This window comes from Enterococcus sp. DIV1375a (genome assembly GCF_051712205.1).
GTDB lineage: Bacteria > Bacillota > Bacilli > Lactobacillales > Enterococcaceae > Enterococcus > Enterococcus faecalis.
On the sequence record NZ_JBIOOM010000001.1, the window covers coordinates 1,635,378 to 1,648,316 of the forward strand.

A 12,939-nucleotide genomic window follows, 5' to 3' on the forward strand; every position below is an offset into this window, starting at 1 on the left:
TTTGTGTCTACTTTATTGACATCTATCCAAAGGTGAGTTATTGACGTCATTAACTACGGTTGAAAGAGAATTATTGCCGTCAATAATCAAATACTCTTCTTGTAAGACTACTTCTTTCCGTTTAGATGTCATCAATTTATATCTTTTTTGAATACCATTTGATGTTAAGATTTTATATTTTTGATATTTATCATGATCAAAAAATCCTACTTGTACCGCTTTGTTTACAACTTCTTCTACTAGACCCTCTTTCGCCCCAACATCGTCAGCAACTAAGAACGCCGAATCTTCATCCCACCGCAAGAAATATCCCATATCTCCATAGATATAACTCAGCAAGCAAAGTAGTATCTCGCAAGTTTGTGGTCCACACGATTTTCGAATTTTTCGATACTTAATATCTTTCAAAAAATCAACATCTAATGAATAGTAGTCAACGCCTTGTTTATATGGCCTTGCCACTTTATCACTTCCTTATTAAGAGGGGAAAATCCCCTCTCGACTTGTTTGCTATTAAAATGGTAAATCATCATTAGAAATATCAATTTCTGTTCCTTCAAAAGGAGGATTAGAATCATCAAACAGCTCTTCTTGTTTTTCCACACTTTCTGGCATTAATGAAGAAACTTTATTTCCTAATCGTTCAATAAATTCTTTTGCTTTCATTTGATTAATTTTTTCAAGTTCATTAATTCCATAAGCTTTTATAACTTCTTCTCGAGAAAGATTATTTGCCTTAGCAATTATATCGGCTAATGAATATACTTCATCTATTTGTTCTTTTGTAATCAACGGGACAGCATTCTGTTGTCCTTTAGATTTTCCAAGAAGCATATTAGCAGCTTGTTTCATCGCTTCTTGTTTTGCATTTTTTGCTAACCATTCCACATAAGAAGCATCTTCTTGAACGATGTCTCCCAGCGTACGCCCTTTATGTTTACCAAATGTAACTTTCATTAATCGAGCATCTTGTTCATTCATCGTTTCCGTTTGTTCTCTTTGAACAAATTCTTGTAAATCTTCCATATCTTGAGTAAATACTTCGGATAGGCTCGCAATCGTTAACGTAGCATCAATTTGTGCACGTTTTTTTGCCATCTTCAGGCAGGTATTAGCCAAAGTAAATGGATCTTGTTTGATATATTTTTTCTCTTTCGTGTTGCAATGTCCCATGCCCTCAGTAATCTTCTGTCCATTTTTAGACAATGTACACTTGATTGTATAAGCGAAAAAACCGTTATCATAATCTTGAATCCGTTCAATTTCTTCATATTCACTTGTTACTCCAAATAGCATCTGAATCTTTTCTGCACCTGGCTTTAATAACGTAGGTTTATTTGTTCCTGGAATCAATCCGAAATCTTGTCCACTCTTTAGATTCTCTTGCACTACTGTTTGAAAATTAGATATTGCTTGTAATTGTTGTGTCACTTTACTTAAATCTGCATCCATTACCATATCCATAGAATGGTTTTGATTTATAATTTCTGTTGTCATTTTACTTAGCCCCTATCGGATTTGAATTGATTTTGTTCGAACTAATTCTGCACCCTCAACTTCTCCATGTTTCAATTCTTCTTTCAACGCCTTTTTATCTACTTTAGGAGGTTGCGGAATTAAAAAGCCTGACGGAATTAATTTTTCATCAGTAATTTTTACCGAAGCTTGGTTATTCCGAATACTTACATTAAATAACTCCCCTTTAATTTTTGTTTTACCGACTTTTTCCATTTCCTGTTGCAAATATCCTTTAAGGTTATCGACGTTAGTTGAAAGTGCCTTTTTTCGTGCTTGCAATCGTTTAATTTCCGTATCCACAATTGACGAAGTGCTTTCAAGTTCTTTAATGACTTTCGCTGTATTTTCAACCTTTAAATCGATAGAATCGTTAATACTATCTAACGTATCTTTCAAAGTGCCATCGTCAAGCTCTTCAGCAAGTGATAATACTTTTAAATAATCATTACTAAGTTCATAGAGTGTTTGCATAATCGTCTTCCTCCTCGTCATATTCCCACGTTGGCTCTAACACTTCTTTTTCTGCGGATGGCTCTTGTCTTGCCCCTAACGAATCAAATTCAGGCATTACAATCCCTCCCAAAATAGTTTTATTTTTTCATCTTCCAATTCGATATAATCGACACCTTGCATTTGTAGTTGATCTAAAAATGGTTTTGTAGCTCCTTTACTGCTTACCACACAACTTGTATTGCCATAAGATGCAGATGTCCGAACAGATTGGACAATGTTATTCTGTGCGTTTGCTAACATTAATTCGTAAATGTCGTTGCCTAAACCTCTTACTTCAATCATCTAGTTTTCCTCCGTAAATTATGCTATTATTTATTTGTATATTTTTTGTTATGCGCCTTAATCGTCTGCAAACGATTGGGGCTTTTTTGTACTATGCTTAATCTCTCTGGGTAAACACCTTCATCAAATGAAACATATGGATATTTTTCAAGTAATTTTCTAAAGACTTCCGCTTGTGTTTCTCCAATCACGTATATTTCTCTACTAGTTTCACCTACAGCTACATACATTTTTTATCCCCTCCTTTTTTGTCATTTCTTATCATCCCTCAAATCATCTACACTAATTCCCAATGCATCTGCCAATTTACAAGCTAACTCAAAACTTGGTTTTTTAATTCTTCCTTTCTTTAATTCAGTAATTACAGAACCATGAACCTTCATCTTTTTAGCTAATTTATATTGGCTCATCTCTTTTTCTTGCATAATTTCTTCTATTTTTTTCCACATAATCTTATCTCCCTTTTTACGAACGTATTTTCGTAACATTTGTAACACAATAAATACAACATGTAGTATCAACTTAACATTTAATACAGTATATTGTGATATATTTACAAAGAATAAAGACCTAATGCCAACTGAGCTTTATTCAAATACTTATGGAAAGTAGGTGATACTATGGGGGTTAAAATCAAGGTTAAAGTCCCTAGTAAAGCTAAAATTAGACGTGAGCTTACTAAGGCTGTCCGTAAAAATTTGATTTGTTTCAATTGTGGTAGAAAACTCCCTAGCGGAGTTTCTAGCTCTGTAACTTGCCCTGCTTGCGGTGCAAAAACTAAATTGAATTAGTCATAAAATTCAACTCTTATTAAAACTACCTGCCCAATGACTACTCCAATAGCCAATGCGGTGAGTAATTTTTTTATTTGTTTCTTTTTATTCATATTTAATTCCTCTTCTTTTTTTTAGAGTATTGATACTTCGCTTCATCCCAGTTAAAAAACCAATAGATAAAGATCGCTACAATGAATATAGTCACTACTAACACTGAAAAATAACTTTTCAATAACACACCTAGTACAATCATCAATAAAAATGCGCCTATCAATCGTGCTTCACGTATTGCTTTCATGATTAACCTCCTATGCTATTGATTTATATAATTTTTTTTTGCTAAAATTCTCTTATCAGTGAGTGGTCCACTGAAATAACTAATAAGGTGGTGAATATGAGTGGAAATGATTCCTGTTTCTTCTAGTAATATGGTTGCTGTTGGATATAATTCATCCAATCAAGAGTTGACGGTCCAATTCCACAACGGTGTTTATACGCATACAGGTGTGCCTCATTATATTTACGAGGGACTATTGTCGTCTTCTTCAAAAGGTAGCTACTATCATCAAAATATTAAAAGGTACCCTTTCAGACGTGGATACTAATCAGTCCCATGCAGGTGTTGGCTCTGACCAGTCAACACTTGTTTGTTCGATTCTATCTATGCTAATTTCAATTTTCATATTAGGATTACCATGTTCTTTTAATAGCTCTACAATTTCCAATGCTAATTCATATATTTTTTGTTTTCTTTCTTCGTTGAATTCATTTTCTTTCATGATTAACCTCCTATAAATGAATTCTATTTTGAATTTCTAAACCTCTTAAAAATTCAAGCTCTATTTCGATTTGAGCTGCTTTATTTTCCGTTAATTGTTCAGATTGTCTGAGTGCTGCTCTATCATCTTGAAGCTGTTTACGCTCTTTTTTGATTTGATTAAGTATCCAAGCTTCTTGATCAATCGTATAAGCCATAATATTCTCCTTATATTACGTCGTTTAAGTCTAAATTCATCTGTCTTACAACTGTTTTTGTTGCTGTGGACGGTTCCCAATCGTTGATATATTCAATTACGGTTTCATAATGTTTTTCTCTTAATTGGGAGCGAGACCCTACACCAGTAATTTGCTTAATGCCTGAATTAATATCTTTGTATAGCTTGCTACGCTGTTCTTTTGTGATTTTTCCAAATCCTTTCGCCACTTCTGCAACTCTCTGATGAACTCGTCGTGATAAATAGCTATAATCACCCGCATCTATTTTTTGATTGTTTTTTAAATCAGCTACTTCTTTTTCGATTACATCTACACGTTCGTTTGTTTCTTCGTTTGCTGATAAAGCTAGTAAAGCTAATTCTCGCTTTGAGGTTGGTAATTTAGGCTGTTGAATTTCTTTTTCCATTCGATTGAATGCTTCAATGTATTTCAGTTTGAATGAATCTGCTTTTTTCCCAGTGAATCCAAATGCAATGAAAGAAAAGCCATCTCGATTCATGTAGTACAATCTTTGTTTTCTACCTCGAGAATCTTTATATTCTCCCTCAACAAACATACTTTGGTAATAAGCCGAATTTTCGGCCGATTGAATTTTAGCCTCTATTGCTTCAATAACATGCTTATGTTGTTTTTCAAATACTTCAGCAACTTGTAAACTAGTTGTTACTGCTTGTTGGTTTTTCATAATTACTAAGTTGTCCATTTTTTCCTCCTTAAATTGTTTCTGTATCGCTCTTTCCTTTAATCCCAATGATTCATGATGTCATTACAAATTTTTATAGCTTCTTTAGCAGGCCAATATCTTTTTCCCTTGCTAGTACCAGGCTTTCTTTTTTCAATCATTTGCATACGTTTATCTTTTACAAAGTTTTGTTCAACTTCAGGAACAGACATTGAATATCTAGACGATAACTGTTTGATGTCTAAATACTCAGCACGTTCATTTAATCCTTGACTAGCTTCATTTATGACTTGTTCAAACATTTTTCTCAGGATTTTTTCAATAATGTTGTATAGAAAGTTTTTTGAAGATGTATCTAAGAAATTTTCCATTTTCATTCCTCCTATCTGATTTTGTAAAAGTCGATAATTGCCAAAAGTGTTTCGTGTGCTTTTTTACTTTTATTTTTTCCGTTCAGATAATCGATCAAATCTTGTCTTGGAATATCAAAATAAGTAGCAACACTAACCAACGAAATTCCCTTGCTTTCAAAGTAATCACGAATTTTTTGACGACTTACTGATGTGTCTGGCATTTTCGATGCTCCTTTCATTAGTATTAGTAAGTTAATTAGATAGAAAATAAACTACAAAACTATTGACACAAAGTTAAAAGTTTTGTACTATCGGTGTATAGAAAAAACATAGAAAAGCCTTTATTTTGCACTCGGTCGCCAAACTTAATGCTTTAAAGGTAGTGTTTTTAATTTGCTTTTTTCTATCTAAATAACTTACAAGAACAGAATAATACAAAACTTTTAATTTGTAAACAGCAAAGTTAAAAGTTTTGTATTAAATAACTGTTCAACAAAGGAGAATATGCTAAAATGACCTTATTTGAAAGGATTTCGTATCTAGCAAAAAAACAAGGATTATCCGTATTTGATTTAGCAGAAAAATTAAATTTAAGCCGTAACTCAATATATTCATGGAAAAAAAGTAGTCCTAAAGCAGAAACCTTAGAAAAAGTTGCTGAATATTTTGATGTAACTACCGATTATCTACTAGGTCGTACTGATAATCCAAATTCTGGTAACTTAGAAGAAGATGAAATTACAACTTTCTTCCGTGTAAATACAGAAGATTTAACCGAATCCGAAAAAGATCAGCTCAGAGAAGAGTTAAAAGAGTACTTAGAATTCATGAAATCAAGACTTAAAAACAAATGATTGGATGACCCCTATGTATTTAGACTACGATACTTATTTTGAATATCATGACCAGACATATATTATTATTGAAAAAGTTGCTAATTACTATGGAATTGAATTAAAAGAGTTAAGATGGAAACACTACAAAGATTATATGATTGACGTAGAAAATGTTGACATAATTCCCTATAGTTTCGGTGATGTTTCAAGAAAAATATTTTCAGGAAACATAATAAGATTTCACGATAAATGCGGAATTTCCTATAATTCAACAATGGTTAAAGGAAGGCAAAATTTCTCAATACTTCATGAATCTGCACATTATTTTTTTGATATGAATAAGGAATGCAAGTCTCAAAGTTTTTCAGATTTAATTACTGGAAAAGGATACACTAGCGAAGATGAACCAAAAGAAATAAGAGCTAATATATTTGCATCCCTTGCTTTAATAAACAATGAAGCATTGAAAGAATGTTTACAAAAACAAATGTCTTTCCGTCAAATTTGCGAAGAATTTGAAATGAGTGCTGCAGCACTATACGTAAGGTTATATGATTTTTTAACAAAAATATTCTTATTAAATCCATGCTTAGCAAGATCAGCTATTAATCAATATAGATATAACTATAATTCAACAAAATTAATCAGTTATATAAAAATGTGCTTGTGCTGATGAACTACAAAGAATTATTTTTGCGTAAAAAATCTCGTGTAAGGACACAGACTTAAAACTTATCTTGAGGTTTGTTGATAAAACTAACAACAAAAATGGAGGAATATAGTATGTTTTTATTTGGAAATAAAGAAGAAAAAAAGGTAAAGAAAGCAGAAGAAAAGCAAATAAAAGAATATTTTAAAAATAATCATGATATTGTAATAGGCGGTATTTATTTTAATGATTCAGACAAAAAAATATTTATCTCAAAAAGTATTTCTGAATCAAGAAAACAACAAGTTATCAACTATGATGATTTGATTAGTTACACAGATATTTTTGTTGGTGGCAATATAAAAAAACATCACGGAATAACTCGTGCAGTTGTTGGTGGCGTTTTAGCTGGTCCTGTTGGGGCTTTAGTTGGTGCTGGAACAGGTGGAAAAGAATTTACTTCCATTAAGCAATTAGGAGTTATGTTACATCTTCCTAATAATCAGACAGTAAAATATATGTTAATCACAACTGAAACAAAAACTGATTCTATGATTGGTAAAGGTTTAATGGATAAATACAACGAATTAATTGCAAAACTGGACCAAATACTAAAAACTAATTCAAGTAATAAAGATAACACTGTATTATCTTCTGCAGACGAGATAAGAAAATTTAAAGCCTTGTTAGATGATGGCATTATTACAAAACAAGAATTTGAAATAAAAAAACGTGAATTGTTACAATAAAAATAACGCACCCTCTCCGGCTAAGAAGTTAGTGCGTTAAAAATAGAACCAAAATAGGCTTATTTTGTTACGCCTATTTTACCACAAAGAAAAGGATGTGAAAATATGGCGAAACTAAATTGGTCCAAAAAATACAAATATGTTTTTTCTTACTCAAATAAAAAAGGAACTTTTTGGGGATATCGCTATCCTTATTACAACTCTCTAAAACACCGAAAAGAAGCTAGCAAACGTGGATTTGAAAGTGAAAGAGCGGCGAATAAAGCATTGCTAAAAATCCAATATGATTTAGAAACACAAAATACTTCCTTCGTCGAAAATAAACAACTCACCATAGATGAATGGATCAAAGTCTGGATACCTTACGCCCAAGACAATTGGAGTGTTTCAACAAAACAAAATATTGAATCTGCTATCAAATTTCACATATCACCATTAATTGGAAATCAGAAACTATCTTCTTTAAATAAGATTACCTATAAGCGAGAATTTATTGACAAATTAAGACAAGAAAACAAATATACAGAATCTACGATTCAAACGTGGCATAAAATTGTAATGAGGATGATTAACGCTGCGGTACACAATCAAATCATACCTAGCAACACGCTAACAGGCTTTAAATTTGATTTAAGTAATAATGTTCGTTCATTCTCTAAAAAGGAATTACAGCGATTTGTAGCGGTTTTAGAAAACGAAGATATTCAAACACAAGTTATATTTTTGACTCTGCTAAAATCAGGAATGAGAAAAGGTGAATTGATGGGGCTGCGTTGGAGTGATATTGATTTAAACGAAAAATATTTCGATATCAATTCTACACGTGGCGATTATGGTGAAAATAAGCCGAAAACAAAAACTAGTATTCGTAAAGTTTATTTTGACAACTCATTACTCACTTTAATAAAAAAATACAAAAATCACGAGAAAGAACGCCTTTTCAAAGAAGGAATAATTTTAAAAGATAAGGACTACTTTATTTTAAGTTCTAGAAATTTACCTATCAAACAATCTAGAATTACGTATATGTTTCGCCTGTTATGTGAAAAGGCAGAAGTTCAAAACATAACCGTACACGGTCTAAGACATACCCATGCAACGTTTTTAATTGAAGCAGGAGCAAACATTAAGTACGTTTCAACTCGGTTAGGACACAAGAATATTAATATAACTTTGGATGTTTATAGCGATGTATTAAAAGAAGAAGAAAAAGAAACAGCTGATATGATGGATAAACTTATTGAGAACTTGTGATTTGTGGTAAATTTGTGGTAAAAACATCAAAAACTATTGATATATAAGTAATTTGCCACTCCCCATCTGAAATTGTAAAATAAGTTGCTGTTTCTTTTCAGTCCAAGTAAAAATATATTTCACTAAACGGCCATTGTTCCCTGACGAATGAAGAAAACTGAGCTTGTTTGGACCACTCACTGTCATTTTTTCAGGTACAGCTAGCGAAGTCCTTCGAGCTGATTGGTTCAATTTATCAGGAAATGAAAAGCTTTGTTGTTCTTCAAAAAACCAAACTTCTTGTGTTTCCTCTAAAACAATTGCTTGCTGTTGCGCAAAACGAAGTTGTTTTTCTACCGTAGCAAGAAACTGTTCAATTTTTAACGTTTCTTGCCAGCGGTGAATAGCGAGTGTTGGGAGCATAGTCATAAAGCAAACAATCGTCAAACTAGCAAGTGTTTCCATTAATGTGAATCCTGCTGACTTGTTCATTGCTTTTCTGCTGTATATTTATCTAACTGTTCTTTAGTAATGTAGCCTTCGTTGACTAATTCATTTAAGGAAGGCGTCTTATTTTTTTCTAGTGTGTAGAGCTCGATTTGTGATTCTACAATTTTTACGATTGCTTCATTGCCTTTTTTATCAACTGTTTCTTTATGTTTCGCTAAGTTAGGGACAAAAAGTAAAATCAATACGGAAATAATCAATAAGACAATCAACATTTCTAATAATGTAAACCCTGCGTATTTTTGTTTCTTTTTCATTATAAAACTCCTTCCATATTGCCATAAATAGGCAGCAACATTGCCCCATAAACACCGATAATTAAACAAGCAATTATGATAAAAATAAATGGTTGAACAAGAGTAATGACTCGTTCAATTTTTTTGAAAAAACCTTGGAAACAGACATTACTATAAACCATCAACTCCTTGCCTAATTTTCCTTTTACTTCTCCTTGTTGAATCATTAAACCCAATGCTTTTGTAAAAAAAGGATAAGCAGCTAATTGTCTATGTAAGGTTTCACCAACTAGCAGACCTTCACTAATTGCTCCAGCTAATTCTTTCATTAAGGGGTAATTGGTTGTATGGCGCATCAAATCGATGACTTCTTTCATTTCTAATCCTTGTGCGAGCAACTTCCCCCATTCTAGTGCAAAAAAAGCACTGACGTATTCCCGATAAAGGCCACGGATAATTGGCAATTTCAGATAAATGAACGCTCGCTGAATAGCAGACTGATGCTTCAAATAACGGCTTAAAATAAAGAAACTAAATGAGAGGACAAAAACTAAGGTAACCAGAATGTACGGACTGTACACAATCAGAAGAATCCCAATATTTTTAGAATAACTATTGGCATCATTTTCTATTAATTGGGGCAATAAAAATTGCCGAATACCAACAATGACGAGAATCAAAAAAACAATCAGGAGCAGCGGATAACTAATTATTTTAAAGAACTGTTGCCGATATTTTTCCGTTTGAAAAAAATGTTCGGAAATCGCTTGTAGTGTCCCTACCAAATCCCCGTGTGCGGTAGCAAACGATAATTGAGCCGAGACCATTGTTGAAAATCCTAATTCTTCGACTAAAGCTTGTAAGGCAATGCCTGAGGAAAAACCTTCAACTAAAAAAGTTATACTGTGCTGAGGTAATGCGTTTGATTTTTTCATGAAGGAAAAACTTTCTTGTATATTAAAACCATTGGCAAGTAAATCCGCTAATAGTTTCAAAAAAAGCTGCTGTTGTTTTTTCGTTAGTTTATTCGATGGCTTGAAAATACGTTTTTTCTGTAATAAACCCATACGCCCACGCCTTTCTTAGATTCTTTTGCCAACTACTCTTTATAACAGCTTCCTTAAAGAAGAAATAATCATAAAGAATTCCCGCTACTTGTTCCTTATTAATCGTGGTTGTCAAAATCTGTTGGTAAATGATACCTTGCAAGCATTCAGCCAATTCATGCTCTGGGCCACCTAATTCTATCAAACGCCGTTGCACCCCCAATAAGTTACGGGCGTGAATTGTCGCAAAAATAGTATGACCCGTTAAGGCGGCTCGAATAACTGCTTGAGCCGTCTCGCCATCACGAATTTCACCAATAATCAAAATATCAGGATGATGGCGCAAGCAAACTTTGATCAAGGCTTCGTACGTTAACTGAATTTTTTCATTTGTTTGCAACTGTAAAAACTGCTTTTCCTCAATTTCAACAGGATCCTCAATTGTTATCACTTGTTGTTCGCCACTTCTTTGTTTAGCCACACGATACATGGTTGTTGTTTTCCCAGAACCAACTGGCCCACTGAATAAATAAAGTCCTCGTTTCTGACAAGATGCTTCAATTTCATTCAGCTGGTGGGGAAAGAAAAAATGTTCAGCTTGTTCACCAAATCGGTGCAAAAAACGAATCACTAAGCTCTCTCGATTCTGAAAATCTCCCACAGATGATAAACGCAAGCGTTGCTTCGTCTCGCCAATTAGATAAGTTGTCGCGCCTAATTGTGCTTTTCGTCTTTCTCCGACATCCATGCCGCCGATAAATTTAAAGTGGAAAATTAACTTTTCGCCTATTTCTGCGGAAACTTGTGTGTAAGGTGTCCGTTGCATCCCTGTCCGAAAAGAGATGGCTATTTCAGTATCATTAGGTAAAAAATAAACGTCTTGCGCTCCATGAAGAACGCCCCATTCAATTAATTGATGGGCTAATTTTTTTACATTTTCAGTCATTCATTTCCTCCTCTCACTAATAAACTACGCATTTATTTTATGATTTCAGCAAAAAAAAGAACCTTCACCAATAAGATGAAGGTTCTTTTTTTGAAGTTTGCGCTGTCCATCTATCTTCCCCAAAATAGTGGAACTCCTAGACACTTAATATTATACTAAAAAAATCTTGCGTTTAGTTTTCAAAAATTTCTCTGAATCACAAAATTTTTGAGAAAAACTATCAGAATCTGATCGGATCGTTTACGTTTTTGGCTTCGTTTTTTGTTTATTAACTAAATAAACTGGAATTCCTAGAAGCGTAATCCCTATACCAATCAATGCAAGAATAGGCTGTGTAATACTTGTTGTAACCAAGATGAAGATACCACCTAGACTTGCGATAATTGGAATAATTGGATAGCCAGGAACTTTATACGGTCGTTTTAATTCAGGTTCTCGTTTTCTTAAAATAAAAACGGCTAAGAAAATTAATAGATTAAACAGCCACATAACAAAAACTAACATATCCGTCAATAAATCGAAGGTCCCGAAAAACATCATAATAATGGCCACGGCTAACTGAAAAATTCCAGCAACGTAAGGAACAACAAAACGTTTAGACAACTTTTGAAACTGACGACTAAAAGGCATCAGATTATCTAAGGCTAAGGCATAAGGAATCCGAATCCCTGTCATTGTGTAGCCGTTTAACGCACCATATACAGAGATTAAAATCCCAATAGTTACGATTTTGCCGCCAATTGGTCCAAAAATAGCCACAGAAGCATCCGAAGCTGCATTCAAATTCCCAGCGATTTGCTCAATTGGTAATGTTTTTAGAAACACAAAATTAATTAAGGCATAAATTAAAGTAATCAATAACAAACCAAAAATAATGGCTTTAGGCAAGTCTCTTTCTGGTCGCTTCATTTCACCAGCCACGTTACCCACACCTAGCCAGCCATCATAAGCAAACATGGTGGCAACTAAGGCGCCACTAAAAGCAACTAAAAAGCCAGTATTCGCTGTTGTTTCAATGGGAAAAAGCGAAACAGCTACTTGTCCTGGAGTAAATAACCCCACTAAAGAAATCAAGGCAATTGGAATCAGTTTTACTACCAATGTCGTTGATTGGACCAAAGAAGCAATTTTTGTTCCTAATAAATTAATTACGGTGATACTAGTTCCCGCAAGAATGGCAATCGGGATCAATAAATTTGCCGATAGATGAAACAAATTGATTAGTTGTGTACTAAAAATAATGGATAACGCCGAAATGTTGGCAGGATAATAAATGATACTTTGTGCCCACCCTAAAAGAAAACCAGCTAATTTACCATATGTATATTCAATATACTTCACGGCGCCACCTGTTTCAGGGATTGCTGTAGCAAGTTCGGCGCTGGTTAATCCTGCACAAATGGTTAAGGCACCACCTAACACCCAAGCAAAGATAGCTAAACTAGCTGACTGTGCGTGTCCAACGACACTCGCAGCTTTAAAGAAAACACCAGCGCCAATCACCGTACCCATTACCGTGGATAATGCGCCAAACGTTGTGATCTCTCTTTTTAATTGCTTTTTCTCCATAGACTCCCTCATTTCATTTAAACTAAACAAGCGTAACAAAATTTTCAC

Annotated in this window: 22 protein-coding genes; 5 read left to right on the top strand and 17 right to left on the bottom strand. The window is 33.6% G+C overall.

Annotated features, from left to right (window positions below):
• Positions 1-12: 12 nt before the first annotated feature.
• The 7 genes from IGJ63_RS08065 to IGJ63_RS08095 all read right to left on the bottom strand — a co-directional run bounded on the left by IGJ63_RS08065 (position 13) and on the right by IGJ63_RS08095 (position 3,387).
• Complete coding sequence (locus IGJ63_RS08065; RefSeq protein ID WP_438746229.1) at positions 13-462, bottom strand: DUF4373 domain-containing protein; 450 nt, start codon at positions 460-462, stop codon at positions 13-15.
• 51 nt (positions 463-513) lie between these two features.
• A complete protein-coding gene (locus tag IGJ63_RS08070; RefSeq protein ID WP_016632631.1) occupies positions 514-1,497 on the bottom strand; it encodes a hypothetical protein in 984 nt (327 codons plus the stop codon).
• A 12-nt stretch (positions 1,498-1,509) separates the two neighbouring features.
• Positions 1,510-1,989, bottom strand: coding sequence for a siphovirus Gp157 family protein (locus tag IGJ63_RS08075; RefSeq protein ID WP_129240364.1), 480 nt, complete (start codon positions 1,987-1,989; stop codon positions 1,510-1,512).
• A gap of 96 nt (positions 1,990-2,085) precedes the next feature.
• Positions 2,086-2,313 (bottom strand): hypothetical protein, encoded by a 228-nt coding sequence (locus IGJ63_RS08080; RefSeq protein ID WP_002405008.1) that lies wholly within the window; start codon positions 2,311-2,313, stop codon positions 2,086-2,088.
• Positions 2,314-2,339: 26 nt separating this feature from the next.
• Positions 2,340-2,543 (bottom strand): hypothetical protein, encoded by a 204-nt coding sequence (locus IGJ63_RS08085; RefSeq protein WP_438746232.1) that lies wholly within the window; start codon positions 2,541-2,543, stop codon positions 2,340-2,342.
• Between the two features lie 21 nt (positions 2,544-2,564).
• A complete protein-coding gene (locus IGJ63_RS08090) occupies positions 2,565-2,762 on the bottom strand; it encodes a helix-turn-helix domain-containing protein (RefSeq protein ID WP_010708402.1) in 198 nt (65 codons plus the stop codon).
• A 439-nt stretch (positions 2,763-3,201) separates the two neighbouring features.
• Positions 3,202-3,387 (bottom strand): hypothetical protein, encoded by a 186-nt coding sequence (locus IGJ63_RS08095; RefSeq protein ID WP_438746234.1) that lies wholly within the window; start codon positions 3,385-3,387, stop codon positions 3,202-3,204.
• Between the two features lie 130 nt (positions 3,388-3,517).
• Between IGJ63_RS08095 and IGJ63_RS08100 the strand changes: the two genes are divergently transcribed.
• A complete protein-coding gene (locus IGJ63_RS08100) occupies positions 3,518-3,694 on the top strand; it encodes a KTSC domain-containing protein (protein ID WP_202491999.1) in 177 nt (58 codons plus the stop codon).
• Here the strand turns inward: IGJ63_RS08100 and IGJ63_RS08105 are convergent, their stop codons facing one another.
• Genes IGJ63_RS08105 through IGJ63_RS08125 form a run of 5 tightly spaced genes read right to left on the bottom strand, consistent with a single transcriptional unit; the run spans position 3,695 to position 5,341 of the window.
• Positions 3,695-3,868: a hypothetical protein gene (locus tag IGJ63_RS08105; RefSeq protein ID WP_010708397.1), complete on the bottom strand. Its 174-nt coding sequence runs from the start codon at positions 3,866-3,868 to the stop codon at positions 3,695-3,697.
• Positions 3,869-3,878: 10 nt separating this feature from the next.
• The gene (locus IGJ63_RS08110) at positions 3,879-4,064 is read right to left on the bottom strand and encodes a hypothetical protein (protein ID WP_099704312.1); all 186 of its coding nucleotides are present in this window, start codon (positions 4,062-4,064) and stop codon (positions 3,879-3,881) included.
• Positions 4,065-4,074: 10 nt separating this feature from the next.
• The gene (locus IGJ63_RS08115; RefSeq protein WP_262217578.1) at positions 4,075-4,788 is read right to left on the bottom strand and encodes a Rha family transcriptional regulator; all 714 of its coding nucleotides are present in this window, start codon (positions 4,786-4,788) and stop codon (positions 4,075-4,077) included.
• A gap of 38 nt (positions 4,789-4,826) precedes the next feature.
• Positions 4,827-5,144, bottom strand: coding sequence for a hypothetical protein (locus IGJ63_RS08120; protein WP_002356999.1), 318 nt, complete (start codon positions 5,142-5,144; stop codon positions 4,827-4,829).
• A 5-nt stretch (positions 5,145-5,149) separates the two neighbouring features.
• A complete protein-coding gene (locus tag IGJ63_RS08125) occupies positions 5,150-5,341 on the bottom strand; it encodes a hypothetical protein (protein WP_002356998.1) in 192 nt (63 codons plus the stop codon).
• A 291-nt stretch (positions 5,342-5,632) separates the two neighbouring features.
• Here IGJ63_RS08125 and IGJ63_RS08130 point away from each other — a divergent pair, with 291 nt between their 5' ends.
• The 4 genes from IGJ63_RS08130 (at position 5,633) to IGJ63_RS08145 (ending at position 8,608) form a co-directional block, all read left to right on the top strand.
• Complete coding sequence (locus IGJ63_RS08130; protein ID WP_349511005.1) at positions 5,633-5,974, top strand: helix-turn-helix domain-containing protein; 342 nt, start codon at positions 5,633-5,635, stop codon at positions 5,972-5,974.
• Between the two features lie 4 nt (positions 5,975-5,978).
• A complete protein-coding gene (locus IGJ63_RS08135) occupies positions 5,979-6,629 on the top strand; it encodes an ImmA/IrrE family metallo-endopeptidase (protein WP_025191954.1) in 651 nt (216 codons plus the stop codon).
• Between the two features lie 95 nt (positions 6,630-6,724).
• Positions 6,725-7,354 carry an SHOCT domain-containing protein gene (locus tag IGJ63_RS08140; protein ID WP_438746635.1) on the top strand — a complete coding sequence of 210 codons (630 nt, stop codon included), beginning with the start codon at positions 6,725-6,727 and terminating at the stop codon, positions 7,352-7,354.
• Between the two features lie 105 nt (positions 7,355-7,459).
• The gene (locus tag IGJ63_RS08145) at positions 7,460-8,608 is read left to right on the top strand and encodes a tyrosine-type recombinase/integrase (protein WP_010711674.1); all 1,149 of its coding nucleotides are present in this window, start codon (positions 7,460-7,462) and stop codon (positions 8,606-8,608) included.
• A gap of 33 nt (positions 8,609-8,641) precedes the next feature.
• Here IGJ63_RS08145 and comGD read toward each other — a convergent pair whose 3' ends face one another.
• From comGD to IGJ63_RS08170, 5 genes are all read right to left on the bottom strand, one after another.
• Positions 8,642-9,079 (bottom strand): competence type IV pilus minor pilin ComGD, encoded by a 438-nt coding sequence (gene comGD / locus IGJ63_RS08150; RefSeq protein ID WP_438746238.1) that lies wholly within the window; start codon positions 9,077-9,079, stop codon positions 8,642-8,644.
• Positions 9,076-9,351: a competence type IV pilus major pilin ComGC gene (comGC, locus tag IGJ63_RS08155; protein WP_002356991.1), complete on the bottom strand. Its 276-nt coding sequence runs from the start codon at positions 9,349-9,351 to the stop codon at positions 9,076-9,078. The genes comGD and comGC overlap by 4 nt, the downstream gene beginning before the upstream one ends.
• Positions 9,351-10,397 carry a competence type IV pilus assembly protein ComGB gene (gene comGB / locus IGJ63_RS08160; RefSeq protein ID WP_101732236.1) on the bottom strand — a complete coding sequence of 349 codons (1,047 nt, stop codon included), beginning with the start codon at positions 10,395-10,397 and terminating at the stop codon, positions 9,351-9,353. The genes comGC and comGB overlap by 1 nt, the downstream gene beginning before the upstream one ends.
• A complete protein-coding gene (comGA, locus tag IGJ63_RS08165) occupies positions 10,354-11,322 on the bottom strand; it encodes a competence type IV pilus ATPase ComGA (RefSeq protein WP_010715324.1) in 969 nt (322 codons plus the stop codon). Before comGA ends, comGB begins: the two co-directional genes overlap by 44 nt.
• Positions 11,323-11,562: 240 nt before the next feature.
• Positions 11,563-12,891: an APC family permease gene (locus tag IGJ63_RS08170; protein ID WP_002396609.1), complete on the bottom strand. Its 1,329-nt coding sequence runs from the start codon at positions 12,889-12,891 to the stop codon at positions 11,563-11,565.
• Positions 12,892-12,939 lie beyond the last annotated feature (48 nt).